12 protein-coding genes are annotated in these 13,718 nt (G+C 64.1%); 7 read left to right on the forward strand and 5 right to left on the reverse strand.

Features of this window, described 5'->3' with window-relative positions; translation table 11 throughout:
* Nucleotides 1-24: 24 nt before the first annotated feature.
* On the forward strand, nt 25-1,770 hold the full coding sequence (locus FSY59_RS06650) for a methyl-accepting chemotaxis protein (RefSeq protein ID WP_050872092.1): 1,746 nt from the start codon (nt 25-27) through the stop codon (nt 1,768-1,770).
* Nucleotides 1,771-1,897: 127 nt separating this feature from the next.
* On the opposite strand, the gene recJ is transcribed toward FSY59_RS06650, so the two are convergent.
* From recJ to FSY59_RS06670, 4 genes are read right to left on the reverse strand one after another with little or no spacing between them, the layout of a single operon-like run.
* A complete protein-coding gene (gene recJ / locus FSY59_RS06655; RefSeq protein ID WP_148728695.1) occupies nt 1,898-3,637 on the reverse strand; it encodes a single-stranded-DNA-specific exonuclease RecJ in 1,740 nt (579 codons plus the stop codon).
* The gene (locus FSY59_RS06660; protein WP_148728696.1) at nt 3,634-4,605 is read right to left on the reverse strand and encodes a phosphoglycerate mutase; all 972 of its coding nucleotides are present in this window, start codon (nt 4,603-4,605) and stop codon (nt 3,634-3,636) included. The genes recJ and FSY59_RS06660 overlap by 4 nt, the downstream gene beginning before the upstream one ends.
* 52 nt (nt 4,606-4,657) lie before the next feature.
* Entirely contained in the window at nt 4,658-6,031 is a 1,374-nt protein-coding gene (locus FSY59_RS06665) for a sulfatase (RefSeq protein ID WP_255439216.1), read from the reverse strand.
* Nucleotides 6,028-7,029: a tripartite tricarboxylate transporter substrate binding protein gene (locus tag FSY59_RS06670; RefSeq protein ID WP_003058291.1), complete on the reverse strand. Its 1,002-nt coding sequence runs from the start codon at nt 7,027-7,029 to the stop codon at nt 6,028-6,030. The genes FSY59_RS06665 and FSY59_RS06670 overlap by 4 nt, the downstream gene beginning before the upstream one ends.
* Nucleotides 7,030-7,187: 158 nt before the next feature.
* Between FSY59_RS06670 and FSY59_RS06675 the strand changes: the two genes are divergently transcribed.
* The 3 genes from FSY59_RS06675 to lolD all read left to right on the forward strand — a co-directional run bounded on the left by FSY59_RS06675 (nt 7,188) and on the right by lolD (nt 9,672).
* Nucleotides 7,188-7,658 carry a MarR family winged helix-turn-helix transcriptional regulator gene (locus tag FSY59_RS06675; protein WP_148728806.1) on the forward strand — a complete coding sequence of 157 codons (471 nt, stop codon included), beginning with the start codon at nt 7,188-7,190 and terminating at the stop codon, nt 7,656-7,658.
* A gap of 78 nt (nt 7,659-7,736) precedes the next feature.
* Nucleotides 7,737-8,990 carry a lipoprotein-releasing ABC transporter permease subunit gene (locus tag FSY59_RS06680; RefSeq protein WP_003058286.1) on the forward strand — a complete coding sequence of 418 codons (1,254 nt, stop codon included), beginning with the start codon at nt 7,737-7,739 and terminating at the stop codon, nt 8,988-8,990.
* A complete protein-coding gene (gene lolD / locus FSY59_RS06685; RefSeq protein ID WP_003058285.1) occupies nt 8,983-9,672 on the forward strand; it encodes a lipoprotein-releasing ABC transporter ATP-binding protein LolD in 690 nt (229 codons plus the stop codon). Before FSY59_RS06680 ends, lolD begins: the two co-directional genes overlap by 8 nt.
* A gap of 86 nt (nt 9,673-9,758) precedes the next feature.
* Here lolD and FSY59_RS06690 read toward each other — a convergent pair whose 3' ends face one another.
* Nucleotides 9,759-11,183 carry a methyl-accepting chemotaxis protein gene (locus tag FSY59_RS06690; RefSeq protein WP_003058284.1) on the reverse strand — a complete coding sequence of 475 codons (1,425 nt, stop codon included), beginning with the start codon at nt 11,181-11,183 and terminating at the stop codon, nt 9,759-9,761.
* A gap of 169 nt (nt 11,184-11,352) precedes the next feature.
* Between FSY59_RS06690 and FSY59_RS06695 the strand changes: the two genes are divergently transcribed.
* From FSY59_RS06695 to FSY59_RS06705, 3 genes are all read left to right on the forward strand, one after another.
* Nucleotides 11,353-12,174 carry a TatD family hydrolase gene (locus FSY59_RS06695; protein ID WP_255439218.1) on the forward strand — a complete coding sequence of 274 codons (822 nt, stop codon included), beginning with the start codon at nt 11,353-11,355 and terminating at the stop codon, nt 12,172-12,174.
* 99 nt (nt 12,175-12,273) lie between these two features.
* Entirely contained in the window at nt 12,274-12,810 is a 537-nt protein-coding gene (locus FSY59_RS06700; RefSeq protein ID WP_050872100.1) for a DNA-deoxyinosine glycosylase, read from the forward strand.
* Nucleotides 12,811-12,825: 15 nt separating this feature from the next.
* Complete coding sequence (locus tag FSY59_RS06705; RefSeq protein ID WP_148728698.1) at nt 12,826-13,689, forward strand: spermidine synthase; 864 nt, start codon at nt 12,826-12,828, stop codon at nt 13,687-13,689.
* Nucleotides 13,690-13,718: the final 29 nt, after the last annotated feature.

The following is a 13,718-nucleotide window of genomic DNA, read 5'->3' on the forward strand; positions in this document are numbered from 1 at the left end:
TTGATTTATTGAGATGGATAAAAAATGAAATTGAATCAGTTCTCGGTGTCACAAAAGCTGTGGGCTTTGGTGATTGGCCTGCTGGTGGGCTTGCTGCTGGTATCGGCAGGCAGTCTGATATACCTGGATCGCGTCTACGTGAGCATCTCCAAGGAGGCCACACGCACCCGGATGGCCGCCAACATTGCCAGCGAGTGGCGCCATCTGACCGAGCAAAGTGTGGATCGTTCCATCGTTGCTGCGATCTCTTCCGAAGAGAATCTGGTGGAGCAGCAGCGCAAGCTGATGAGCGACGGGATTGCGCATATCACCGAGCTGCAGAAAAAGCTCAACGAACTGGTCACCGACGAGGAATCGCGCAAGGTGCTGGATGAAGTCGCCGAGCGCAGGCGCGCGACGCTGGAGAGCAATGCCGCCGTGCAGGCCGCACGCAAGGACAATGACTTTGCAGCGGCCTTCGATCTGGTTGAAAAGCAGCTGCGTCCCAATGCCAAGGTCTACGTGGATGCGCAGCGCAAGTTCGTGCAACTGCAGGAGCAGCGCAGCCAGCGTGCGATTGCCGATGGCGAGGCACGCCAGTCTCAGGCCTATGTGGCTATCGGTCTGGTCTGCGGCCTGATCGTTCTGCTGGGTCTGGCGATGGCGGCTCTGATCCTGCGATCGATCATCGCTCCGTTGAATGAGGCGGTAGCTCTGGCCGACTCCATCGCTGCCGGCGATTTGACGGCGACCGTGCGCAATGACCGTCATGACGAACTGGGCCTGCTGCTCAAGTCCCTGAACGCCATGGCCGAGCGTCTGCGCTCCGTCGTCGGCCAGGTGCGTTCGGGCGTGGAGTCCGTCTCTTCGGCCTCGGGCCAGATTGCCACGGGCAACCAGGATCTGTCAGCACGTACCGAGCAGACGGCGGCCAATCTCGAGGAAACCGCAGCCAGCATGGAAGAGCTGACGGCCACCGTCACCCAGTCCGCCGACACTGCACGCCAGGCCAATCAGCTGGCCTCTACTGCTGCCCAGGCCGCCGAGCAAGGAGGCCGCGTGGTGCAGCAGGTGGTGCAGAGCATGGGCCAGATCACCGACAGCAGCCGCAAGATTGCCGACATCATCGGTGTGATCGACTCGATTGCCTTTCAGACCAATATCCTGGCCCTGAATGCGGCCGTGGAAGCGGCACGAGCCGGCGAGCAGGGCCGTGGCTTTGCCGTGGTGGCTGGCGAGGTGCGCAGCCTGGCGCAGCGCAGTGCCGAAGCCGCCAAGGAGATCAAGCAGCTCATCACCACCAGCGTGGACAATGTGCAGTCGGGCTCGCAGCAGGTGGAACTGGCGGGCCAGAGCATGAGCGAGATCGTGGCCAGCGTGCGCCGCGTCAGCGACCTGATCGGCGAGATCACGGCCTCGTCCACCGAGCAGCGCGACGGCATCAACCAGGTCAATCAGGCGGTGAGCAATCTGGACCAGATGACGCAGCAGAATGCGGCGCTGGTGGAGGAGTCCAGCGCAGCGGCGCTGTCCATGCAGGAGCAGGCGCGCCGCCTGGCCGAAGTGGTGTCCATCTTCAAGCTCGGTCATGAGACCAGTCATGCCAAGGTGGCCCCTCCCCAGCGCCCGGCCAGCCGCGCCATGCCGGCCATGGCCCCGGTGAAGCAGACTGCCGCTGCGGCCAGACCTGCGATCAGGAAAGCGCCTGCAGGCCCGGCTCCCTCGGCACTGAGCGCCAGCAAGGCCAAGCCTGCTGCGGACTCTGGCGATGGGGACTGGGAAACTTTCTAAATCAGCAAGTCGGCATCCGCTTGCAGGCCTGCCGCTTCTGACAGGAAGCGGCGGGCCTTTTCCGGGTGCAGCGTGAAACGGACAGCCGTCGCGTCCGCAGTGGCGGCCTCCCTGGCTGGAGCGAAGATCAGAAGCCCATGTTGCCGGCACCGCCCTCGAAGTCCTGCGCGGCTTCCACCAGAAACTGCACCTTGCGTTCACCGCGCCATTCGTTGATGTCCAGGCGATAGGCCAGGGTGGTGCGCGCGGGCAGCGGGTCGGTGTGGTTGAACCAGATGCCGTCGATCTTGGAGCCATGGTGCAGCAGCTCCAGCTTCAGATGCTTTTCGCCGACCAGGCGCTGCGAGGTGATTTCCAGCTCTTCGCTGAAAGTCGGCGCGGCAAAGCCCTGGCCCCAGACGGCCAGCTGCATTTGTTCGATCAGGCCGGTGTCCAGCCACTGGGGCGAAAGCGGCCCGTCGGTCTCCAGCCTGCGCGTCAGCGTCGCGGCATCCAGCCACTCCCTGGCGACCTGGGCAAAAGCCTTTTCGAACTCGTCAAAGTGCGCTTCCTCTATGGTGCAGCCTGCTGCCATGGCGTGACCGCCAAAACGCAGTATCAGACCGGGGTGGCGCTTGCTGACGAGGTCCAGCGCATCGCGTAGATGAAAGCCTGGAATGGAACGGCCCGAGCCCTTGAGCTCATGCTCCTTGCCCGGAGCGCCACTGGCTGCAAACACAAACGTGGGTCGGTGCAGCTTGTCCTTGATGCGCGAGGCCACCACACCGACCACGCCTTCGTGAAAGTCGGGGTCGAACACGCTGATGGCCGGTGGCGGCGTCATGCCGTCCTCGCACAGGCCTTCGGCCATGAGCAGGGCGTGCTCACGCATGCTGACTTCGATCTCGCGGCGCTCGCGGTTGATGCTGTCCAGCATGCGTGCCAGATTGTCGGCGCGGCTGACATCTTCCGTAGTCAGGCACTCGATGCCTATGGTCATGTCGGCAAGCCGTCCGGCGGCATTGATGCGCGGTCCCAGGGCAAAGCCGAAGTCGATGGTGGAGGCCATGTCGAAGCGGCGGCCCGATGCCTCGAACAGCGCGCGTATGCCGGGCTGCATGCTGCCTTTGCGAATCTGCTTGAGGCCCAGCGCCACCAGACGGCGGTTATTGGCATCGAGCTTGACCACATCGGCCACCGTGCCCAGCGCCACCAGGGGCAGCAATTGCTCCAGCCTGGGCTGGTTGTGGCGATCAAAGCGGCCGCGGTTGCGCAGCTCGGTGCGCAGGGCCAGCAGCACATAGAACATGACGCCCACGCCGGCCATGGACTTGCTTGCGAACTCGCAGCCAGGCTGGTTGGGGTTGACGATGGCGTCCGCTGGCGGCAGGTGGTCGCCCGGCAGATGGTGGTCGGTCACCACGACCGACATGCCCAGCTCCTTGGCCACGGCCACGCCTTCCACGCTGGCAATGCCGTTGTCCACGGTGATCAGCATGTCGGCGCCGGTCTCCTTGACGCGGCGCGAGATGGGGGCGGTCAGGCCGTAGCCGTCGACCACGCGGTCGGGCACGAGGTAGTCGGCATGGGGCGCGCCCAGCATGCGCAGGCCGCGCAGGCCCACGGCGCAGGCGGTTGCGCCATCGCAGTCGTAGTCGGCGACGATGCACAGGCGCTTTTGCGCGGCTATGGCATCGGCCAGCAGTTGCACGGCAGCATCGATGCCGCGCAGGCCCGAGGGTGGCAGCAGCCGGGCCGGGGCATCGTCCAGTTCGTCGGCCGAGCAGACGCCTCGCGCTGCATAGAGCTGGGCCAGCAAGGGATGAATCTTGGCCTGCAGCAGTGCAGAGACACTGTCGTTGGGGATGGATCTGGGAATTATCTTCATAGCATTTCCCGTAGATCTGGCAGGCGTTTCGTGCCAAAAACACCCTTTATCTTGTCCATCAGGCCGCGTGGCTGGCTTTGCCATTGCACGGCATTGCGCTCGCCGCAGAGCGTGAGCTTGACCGGTTCTCCGCGGGCAGCCCGCTGCTGCAGCTCGGCGATCAGGCTGCTGTCCAGTGACTGCCAGGCCTTTTGCCAGCCTTGCACATTGCCTTGCAGCGCAGTGTGGCGCAGATCATCCACGCACACGGTCCGGGAGTTCGCCGCAGGCAGGCTGGCAAGGTCTCCCGTGCCATGCACCCAGAAGGAGTTGATGGGCGGCAGACCGCGTTCGGCACGTCGGTCGTTGAAGACATGGGTGTAGAGCAGCATCTGCAGCTCGGTCTGCAGACGCTGAATGATGGCTCCCTGAATCGGGTCGGGCATCCAGGGGCGCACGTCGCGGCCCAGCGCACGGTCCATCGAGGCGGTGGCCAGGCCCTTGAAGGCCGCACCGCGCGCCAGCCAGAGGTCGGCGCGCCGATATTCCAGCGTGATGCCGTCGTCGCTGAACCAGGGAGCGATCAGCGCCAGCAACTGGCGGGATTCGTCTTCGTCCAGTGGCGCGCCGGCCGGGTCGGTCTGATGGACCTGGTCCGGCGTGATATGCCAGTGGCAGGGCGTGATGAAGGCACAGGCCTGGCTGCTGTCTCCAGCCGCCAGCGCAGCCCAGGGAATCAGCCCGGGTGTATCGGGCAGTTGCATGCCACGGGCCAGGGCGCGCTCATGCGGAGGAGAGAAGTCCATCTCGTCGCCCTGCACCAGCGAGGCCGGCGTCAGCGTTGCCAGCAAGGCCTGCAGGTGAGGGAGTTGCAAACCGTCCCATGCCTGGGGAATGTCGGCAGGGCCGCTGGCATAGGCAACAATGATTTCGGAGGCGCCTGTGCCCAGGGCTTGGGCGGCAGGCAGCAAAGGCGCGGTCAAAGACATGGGCGCTATTGTCGGGCATGGCCGCCGCCTGGGCACGGAGCGGGGGGCTTTGTCACCTCGCGGGCATATTTTTCAGGGTGTAGACCAGGCTGTAGCTAGCGTCCTCGGCAATGGCGGGCATGCCGGCATTCCAGTCGTCCCAGCGCTGGCGCATGGCCTGCATGCGCTCGGGTTGCTGGCCGGCCAGATTGGCACGCTCGCGCTCGTCCTGCGCCAGATTGAACAGGTATTCGTTGTCCTCCACGCGCAGGTATTTCCATTCGCCTTCGCGCAGCGCACGCTGGTTGCGGTAGAGCATGCGCCAGTACAGCGGTCGGGCAAACTCAGCCCCGTCGGTGCGCAGCACGGGCAGCAGGGAGATGCCGTCCAGCGGGTAGTCGGGATCGGCGCTCACACCGGCGGCATCCAGCACCGTGGCCGACCAGTCCATGCTCATGCATGGCTGGGCGCTGCTGCGATGGGCCTCGATCACGGCAGGCCAGTGGGCGATCCAGGGCACGCGGATGCCGCCTTCGGTCAGGTCCATCTTGCCGCCCACGAGAGGCCAGCTGTCCGAGAAGCGCTCGCCGCCGTTGTCGCTGGTGAAGACGATCAGCGTGTTGTCGAGCTGGCCGTTCCTGCGCAGGGCTTCGACGATCCAGCCTATGCCCTCATCCATGTGATGAATCATGCGCCGGTACTGGTGAATATTGCCTCCCGCCAGATGCGTGATGCCCGCTCCCAGCTGCTCGGCGGTTTCACGGTCATCACGGGTTTCCCAGGGCCAGTGCGGGGCCGTGTAGTGCAGGCTCAGGAAGAAGGGGGCATCGCCCTCGTTCATGCGGTTGACGAAGTCCACGCTGCGCTGGGACAGCAGATCGGTCAGATAGCCTTCGTCGTGATGCTCCTCTTCGCCGACCCACAGATCGTGCTGGCCCGAGCTGCTCAGATGGGTGAAGTAGTCCACGCCGCCCGACATGGGGCCGAAGTATTCCTCGTAGCCCGAGCGCAGCGGGCCGAAGTGGGGAGGGTAGCCCAGATGCCATTTGCCTATCAGTGCCGTGCGGTAGCCCGCGCCCTTGAGCAGCGAGGCAATGGTGGGGATTTCAGGCGGCAGGCCCAGCTTGGCGCCCAGCGGGGTGCCGCGCGTCTTGCTGTTGATGGGCTCCTCGGCCGCACCGCGCAGGCGGTATTGATAGCGGGCCGTGGCCAAGGCAAAACGCGTGGGCGAGCACACGGGTGAATTGGCATAGCCCTGGGTGAGCCTGAGGCCGTTGGCGGCCAGGCGGTCGAGCACCGGGGAGACCGGGCCGAAGTCGGCATCGCGGCCGCCGTAGCAGCCCAGGTCGGCATAGCCGAGATCGTCGGCGACGATAAAGATGATGTTGGGACGAGTCATGAAATACGGGTCGTTGTCATGGGGCTGATGGCTGGCGCAAGCGCTCATTCCATCTTCATGCCAGTGGCCTGGGCCAGCACCCGGTAGCGGTCGGCCAGGGCCTGAATGCGCCTGGCGGCTGCATCGCCTGTCAGTCCTTCGTAGACCATGTCGTTGACACGCATGCGCTCGCGCAGCGTGCCGTCCTTCATGGCCTTCTCGAAGAGGGCCTGGATTTTCTGCACCAGTGGCTCGGGTGTGCTGCTGGGCACCCAGGCGGCGAAAAGCACTTCCTGCTGCAGCTCCTTGTGCCCCAGTTCTGCCACCGAGGGGACTTCCGGCAGCAAGGGGTTGCGCTGGGCCGTAGTCACCGCCAGCGCGGTGATCTTTGCGGAGCTCACATGGGGCAGCATGGCGGTGGAGCTGATGACGCCGCCGTCCACTTCTCCCGAGAGCATCGCCAGCGTGGCTGGTGCATTGCCTTTGTAGGGCACGTGGTTGACCTTGGCTCCGGTGGCGTGGCTCAGGATGCTGGCGGCCAGGTGGCCGGGTGTTCCATAGCCGGCGGAGCCCAGGGTCAGGCCCTTGTCCTTGCCGCGGGCGATGAACTGCTCCAGCGTCTTGATATTGGTTTTGGGGCTGACAGCCATCAGCATGCCTTGCGAGGCGAACACCATGACGGGACGCAGGTCGCCATTCTTGAACGGCATGCTTTTGTAGATCAGCGGGTTGACCGTGAGACTGGTGTCCAGGCCAATCAGCATGGTGTATCCGTCGGCGGCAGCCTTGGCGACGTAATCGGCTCCGATGTTGCCGCCGGCGCCGGTGCGGTTTTCCACCACGAACGGCTGCCTGGTCTCGCGTTGGAGTACTTCCCCTACGCCGCGCGCCAATATGTCAACCGCCCCTCCGGGAGCGAAGGAGGCGATCAGTCGAACCGGCTTGCCGGGCCAGGCAGAGGCGGCGGCGCCATCGGCAGGCTGGCCTTGGGAGGCGAATGCCGTGCAGCCCAGCAGCAGAGCCAGGCTGGTTTGAAGAAGGCGGCGGGGTGCAATCAGGCGAGCCATGGAATCACTCTCTTGTCTGAGGAAAGTGCTGGCATTTGCGAAAATCCCAGCACTTCCCTTGTCTCTGTATGGGGAGCATCCACTGTAGAAGTGGCGGCCACAATTGATCTAATCAACTCATCTCCGTGAATACCCGACAACCCACCTCCATTCAGCAGATGCTGCTGTTTCGCATCAGCCGCTTCTTCGGCGTGGCGGGCGGCATGGCCATGCGCATGTGCGAGGCCCGTTTCGGCCTCACACGCTGCGAATGGGGCGTGATGGCGACGCTGGCGACCGAGGAGGGTTTGCTGTCATCCGAGCTGGCACAGAAGGCACAGCTGGACAGGGCGCGCACTTCGCGGGCGCTCAGCGGCCTGGAGGAAAAAGGCTGGGTGCTGCGCAAGCCTCTGGATGGAGACCGCCGGCGTGTGGCCATCTATCTGACCGAGGAGGGGCGGCGCATGTACGGTCTGATACTGCCCGAGATGGTCAAGATTCATGCCGATATCGTGTCCGTTCTCAGCGATGAGGAACTGGCCTTGTTTGACGGCCTGCTGGCAAAGCTCCAGGCCCATGCGGTGACGCTGGAGCAGCAGGATCAGTATGCGGATCTGCCGCGCATAGGGCGCAGCAGGCCGCCTCGGTAGAGGGGCGGCGGGCAGTCAGATCGCATAAGGCTGGCGCTGTCGGCAGGGCATTGCCGGCAATGCCACAATGCTGGCAACATGCAATTTCCCTACGAACTGGCCGTGGGCTGGCGCTATACCCGTGCAGGGCGCGCCACACGCCGCAATGGCTTCATCTCCTTTATCTCGGGTGTCTCCATGCTTGGCATTGCGCTGGGCGTGGCGGCGCTGATCATTGTGCTGAGCGTGATGAACGGCTTCCAGAAGGAAGTGCGCGATCGCATGCTCAGTGTCGTCTCCCATGTGGAAATCTACGCCCCGCAGGGCGCCCCCCTGCCCGATGTGGTGCGCACCATGCGCGAGGCCAGAGCCAACCCCGATGTGGTGGGGGCCGCGCCTTTTGTGGCGGCTCAGGCATTGCTGGCACGCGGCGAGGATATGAAAGGCGCCCTGGTGCGCGGTATCGATCCGGCGCGTGAGGGCGAGGTGACCGATCTGGCGGCCACCAGCGGCGAGGTGCTCAAGCGTCTGGTGCCCGGCGAGTTCAAGGTGGTGCTCGGCATCGAACTGGCGCGCAGTCTCGGTGTGAGCGAGGGCGATGTGATCACGCTGATCGCTCCCAGCGGACAGGTCACGCCGGCCGGCGTGCTGCCGCGCATGAAGCAGATGACGGTGGCCGGCACCTTCGATTCCGGCCACTACGAATATGACTCGGCGCTGGTGATGATGCATTACGAGGATGCCCAGCGCATCTTCCGCCTGGAAGGGCCGACCGGCATTCGTCTCAAGCTCAAGGACTTGCACGAGGCGCCGCGCGTGGCGCATGAACTCGCGGACACCCTGACGGACCGTTTGTTCATCCGTGACTGGACGCAGCAGAACAAGACCTGGTTTGCCGCCGTGCAGCTTGAAAAACGCATGATGTTCATCATCCTGACCCTGATCGTGGCCGTGGCGGCTTTCAATCTGGTGTCCACCCTGGTGATGAGCGTGCAGGACAAGCGTGCCGACATTGCCATCCTGCGCACCCTGGGCGCCTCGCCCTCGTCCATCATGGGCATCTTCATGGTGCAGGGCGCCATGGTCGGCGTCATCGGCACTTTGGCAGGTCTGGCACTGGGGCTGGCGATTGCCTTCAATATCGACGTCATCGTGCCTGCCATTGAGCAGGCGCTGCATGCCAACTTCCTGCCCAAGGACATCTACCTGATCAGCAAGATGCCCAGCGAGCCGCAGTCCACGGACATCGTGCCGATCGCCGTGATTTCTCTGATTCTTTCTTTTGTGGCCACGATTTACCCCAGCTGGCGTGCCAGCCGCGTGAACCCTGCGGAGGCACTGCGTTATGAATGATGTTGTGATGGACCAGAGCGTTCTGGAGGCACGCGGCCTGACCAAGCGCTTTGCCGAAGGCAAGCTGGATGTGACCGTGCTGCAGGGTGTGGATCTGCGGGTTCAGGCGGGCGAGACACTGGCCATCGTCGGCGCCTCGGGCTCGGGCAAGTCCACCTTGCTGCACCTGCTGGGCGGGCTGGATGCGCCCACCACGGGCAGCGTCAGCCTCATGGGCCAGCCTCTGCACCAGCTCAGCCCGCAAAAGCAGGGCGCGCTGCGCAACCGGCACCTGGGCTTTATCTACCAGTTCCATCACCTGCTGGCCGAGTTCTCGGCCCAGGAGAATGTGGCCATGCCGCTGCGCATTCGACGCGACGCCAAGGAGGATTGCATGGACCGGGCGGCCGAGATGCTGCGCGCCGTGGGTCTGGGCCAGCGCATGGCGCATCGCCCGGCCGAGCTGTCGGGCGGAGAGCGTCAGCGCGTGGCCATTGCACGTGCGCTGGTTACACGTCCGGCCTGTGTGCTGGCCGACGAGCCCACGGGCAACCTGGATCGTGGCACGGCCGATACGGTGTTTGCGCTGATGCTGGAGCTGGCGCGCAGCCATGGCACGGCGTTTGTGATGGTCACCCATGACGAAGGACTGGCGGCGCGCTGCGACCGCATGGTCAGACTGGGGCGCGGGCAACTGGCCTGATCGTCGCCAAGCGACGGCGAGGCCCGGGTCGTTGCAGCTGCAGTGATTCGGGCCTTTTTTATGAAAAATACGCCTGAGACGATTGATCAGTAAGCGCTGACAGCTGCATTTCTGATGGCAATCGTGGCCTGCTCACGCGCCGAGGCCTGCAGCGGCACGGCAGGGCGCGGCCTGGCCGAGCCCTGCTTGGCCGAAACATCCTGCGCCGTCAGATCGTCGGTGACCTCGCGCAGCCTGGCGGACTGGGCCAGCGAGGTCTGCACCACCTCGCCCATGATCTGCGTGACCTGGCGCGAGGAGTTCACGATCTCCGCCATGGTGGTGCCGGCTTCGCGCACCTGGGTCACCCCCTGGGTGACCTGGGTGACCGAGGTCTGGATCAGCTGCTTGATCTCCTTGGCGGCCTCGGCGCTGTGCTGGGCCAGCTGGCGCACCTCATTGGCCACCACGGCAAAGCCGCGTCCCTGGTCACCGGCACGGGCCGCTTCCACGGCGGCGTTGAGTGCCAGCAGATTGGTCTGGAAGGCGATGGAGTCCATCATGCCGATGATGTCGCTGATCTTGCGCGAGCTGGCGCTGATGGATTCCATGGTACTCACCACATCCTGCACGGTGCGGCCGCCGGCTTCGGCCACGCTGCAGGCGTCCTGGGCCAGTTCGTTGGCCTGGCGTGCATGGTTGGCACTCTCGGTCAGCCCTTCCACCGTGGCGCGCAGGGTTTGCGCCGCGGTCACGCGGCGTGTGATGTTGGTGGCGAACTTGACGACCTTGAAGGGCCGCCCTTCGGTGTCGAGGATGGGGTTGTAGCTGGCTTCGATCCAGACCTGACGACCGGCCTTGCCTATGCGCAGATACTGGCCTGCATCGTGATGACCCAGGGCCAGCTTGTGCCAGAAATGCTGATAGGCCGGGGATTGGCGCTCGTGCGGCTGGACAAACATGCTGTGGTGTCTGCCCACGACTTCGGCAAGGGAGTAGCCCATGGTCTGCAGAAACAGATCGTTGGCCGTGAGGATGTTGCCGTTCAGATCGAATTCGATGATGGCCTGCACCTTGGCAATGGCTTCGAGCTGGCCGCGGGCATCGTCTTCATGCTGCTGCTGTTCGGTGATGTCGGTGGCGTACTTGATGACTTTGCGCGGCTGCCCCTGGCTGTCAAAGATCGGGTTGTAGCTGGCCTGCAGCCACACATCCTCGCCCTGGCTGTTGATGCGACGGTAGCGGCCGCTGTCATGCAGGCCTGCCGCCAGGCGCTGCCAGAACTGGGCGTACTCGGCAGAGGCCCGGGTCTCCTCATCCACAAACATGCGGTGATGCTGGCCGACGATCTGCTCGGCGCTGTAGCCCATGGTGCGCAGAAAGTTGTCATTGGCCGTCAGCACATGGCCTTGCAGATCGAACTCGATCACGGCCTGCACCTGATCGAGTGCAGCCAGCTTGCCCTGCATGTCGGCGCGCTGATGACTTTGACTCAGGCGTTGCCAGAGCGTGCTTTGCAGAAGTCCCGTCATAACTTGCTCCTTTGGCCGGTAGCGCAGGGCAGTGGGTGAAGTTGCTTAATGTTTTATTTGTTTCAATGTGTGTACCGTAGGACAAGGCTGGAAACTGTCTGTAGTCACTTGACGTGTCATATGCCGGGGCCAGCCTGCGCAAGCAGCCTAGCCGATGCATGATGTGCAGATGCCCACCTGGATAGATACCCATTGCCACCTGGATGCACCCGAATTTGCGCCTGACAGAGATGCCGTGCGCGCCGCTGCGCAGGCCGCAGGCGTCAAGCATCTGGTCATTCCCGCCGTGCAGCGCAGCCACTGGCAAGACGTGATTGCGCTTGCGCATCGTCATGGCGACAGCTATGCGCTGGGCATTCATCCGCTTTACACGCCCGGCGCTCAGGAGTCCGATATCGCGGCGCTGCGCGAGTTGCTGAGCCGGCAGCGCGGAGACCCGCATCTGGTGGCGGTGGGCGAAATCGGTCTCGATTTTTTTGTCCCCGGACTGGACGAGCAGCGCCAGATCTGGTTTTACGAGCAGCAGATCCGGCTGGCTCGCGAGTTCGGGCTGCCCGTCATCCTGCATGTGCGCAAGAGCAGCGATCGTTTGCTCAAGACCTTGCGCCAGCACAGGGTTGTAGGTGGCATAGCCCATGCGTTCAACGGCAGCGTCCAGCAGGCGCAGGCGTTTATTGATCTGGGCTTCAAGCTGGGCTTTGGCGGCGCCATCACCTATGAGCGCGCGCTCAAGCTGCGCGAGCTGGCGGCCAGCCTGCCGCTGCAGGCTTTGGTGCTGGAGACCGATGCGCCCGATATCCCGCCGCACTGGCTCTACACCACGGCCGAGCAGCGCGCGGCCGGCCAGCCTCAGGGGCGCAACAGCTCCGCCGAGCTGCCGCGCATTGCGGCGGAGATTGCACAGTTGCGCGGCATGAGCATTGATCAGCTGGCGCAGGTCGGCACGGACAATGCACGCGCAGCGCTCTCAGGCTTGCCGGCGTTCTTGTAGGAAAACAGCATCTGGCCTTTTCAGACCAAGTGGCGGTTGCTCATCTTTTCGAATATCAGCCCAAGGGCCTTGCCAAGCATGGCTGGGCGACAATAGGGCATGACCGAGGATTCTTCTGCCACCGTGACAGAGACAGGCCCGCGCTGGCAGGGGCTGGCGGCGGTGGCCGATGCGCGCACGCAGGCACTGGTGCTGGGCAGTTTTCCGGGCCTGAAGTCGCTGCAGCTGGCGCAGTACTACGCCCATCCGCAAAACCAGTTCTGGCCTTTGCTGCAGGCCTTGTGGCCCCGCCATCCACAGCCGTCACGTGCCGATTACGCGGGCCGTTGCGAGTGGCTGCTGGAGCGTGGCCTGGGCCTGTGGGACGTGTATGCGAGCTGCGAGCGCGAGGGCAGTCTGGACAGCGCCATTCGCTGTGCCCAGGTCAACGACTTTGCCGGGTTGCGCCAGCGCTGCCCGGATCTGCAGCTGGCATTGCACAACGGCGGCGAGAGCTACAAGCATGCGCGCCAGACCGAGGCGCTGGGGCTGACGGCGCTCAAGCTGCCATCGACCAGCCCGGCCAATGCCAGCTGGTCTTTCGATAAAAAACTGCAGGCCTGGCGCCATGCGCTGGCGGCCCATGGCCTGCTTTGAAGATTGGTGTGAAACGTGATCCGTAAAACCCGTGGCGGTGCCAAATCCGCGCAGGACAAGAATGTGGGCAGCGTGCAGGAGCTGCCCGAAGTCAGCGTCTCCGATGATGGCGATATCCGCTATCTGCATCTCGGAACGCCCTGGGTGCAGGGCTCCATGCGCATTCGCGACCCTTTTGATATCGACCTGGAATATGTGCAGCGCATGATGGGCTGGCTGCTGTTTGCCGAGCCGGTCGAAGTGCCCCGGATGCACGCCATGCAATTGGGGCTGGGGGCGGCAGCCATCACCAAGTTCTGTCACAAGAAGCTGCGCATGAAGACCACGGCGGTCGAGCTCAATCCCCAGGTGCTGGCCGTGTGCCGCAGCTGGTTCAAGCTGCCGCCCGACAGCAGCACGCTGCAGGTGGTGCTGGCCGATGCGGCCCAGGAAATCAAAAAGCCCGAATGGCAGGGCACGGTCGATGCGTTGGCGGTCGATCTCTACGACCATGAGGCAGCGGCCCCGGTGCTCGACAGCGCCGAGTTCTATGCCGATTGCCGCAATCTGCTGACCGAGGACGGCATCATGACCGTCAATCTGTTTGGCCGCTCCTCAAGCTTTGACAAAAGCCTGGACCAGATGGCCCAGGCTTTTGGCGAGGACGCGCTCTGGGCCTTCCGCCCCACGCGCGAAGGCAATACCGTGGTGCTGGCCCAGCGCAGGCCGCGTGTGCTGCAGGGCACCGAGCTGGATCTGGCCTGTGACCAGGTGCAGGCGCGCTGGGATCTGAACACCACACGCTGGGCCAAGGTGTTCGTGCCGGCCCGCGATGCCGAGGCCGGCCGCAAGACGGCCAGATCCAAGGTCGTCCGAATCGACCGGGGTGCAGCCGAATGATTGCAAAGCCTGAGTAAAGCTGAGGGGGC

It is taken from the genome of Comamonas sp. Z3, from assembly GCF_008121565.1.
GTDB lineage: Bacteria > Pseudomonadota > Gammaproteobacteria > Burkholderiales > Burkholderiaceae_C > Comamonas > Comamonas brasiliensis.

Bases quoted from the DNA above. Each gene is read 5' to 3' on its own strand.
- FSY59_RS06650 (WP_050872092.1), top strand. From the start codon at position 25: ATGAAATTGAATCAGTTCTCGGTGTCACAAAAGCTGTGGGCTTTGGTG.
- recJ (WP_148728695.1), bottom strand. From the start codon at position 3,637: ATGAAGATAATTCCCAGATCCATCCCCAACGACAGTGTCTCTGCACTG.
- FSY59_RS06660 (WP_148728696.1), bottom strand. From the start codon at position 4,605: ATGTCTTTGACCGCGCCTTTGCTGCCTGCCGCCCAAGCCCTGGGCACA.
- FSY59_RS06665 (WP_255439216.1), bottom strand. From the start codon at position 6,031: ATGAGCGCTTGCGCCAGCCATCAGCCCCATGACAACGACCCGTATTTC.
- FSY59_RS06670 (WP_003058291.1), bottom strand. From the start codon at position 7,029: ATGGCTCGCCTGATTGCACCCCGCCGCCTTCTTCAAACCAGCCTGGCT.
- FSY59_RS06675 (WP_148728806.1), top strand. From the start codon at position 7,188: ATGCTGCTGTTTCGCATCAGCCGCTTCTTCGGCGTGGCGGGCGGCATG.
- FSY59_RS06680 (WP_003058286.1), top strand. From the start codon at position 7,737: ATGCAATTTCCCTACGAACTGGCCGTGGGCTGGCGCTATACCCGTGCA.
- lolD (WP_003058285.1), top strand. From the start codon at position 8,983: ATGAATGATGTTGTGATGGACCAGAGCGTTCTGGAGGCACGCGGCCTG.
- FSY59_RS06690 (WP_003058284.1), bottom strand. From the start codon at position 11,183: ATGACGGGACTTCTGCAAAGCACGCTCTGGCAACGCCTGAGTCAAAGT.
- FSY59_RS06695 (WP_255439218.1), top strand. From the start codon at position 11,353: ATGCCCACCTGGATAGATACCCATTGCCACCTGGATGCACCCGAATTT.
- FSY59_RS06700 (WP_050872100.1), top strand. From the start codon at position 12,274: ATGACCGAGGATTCTTCTGCCACCGTGACAGAGACAGGCCCGCGCTGG.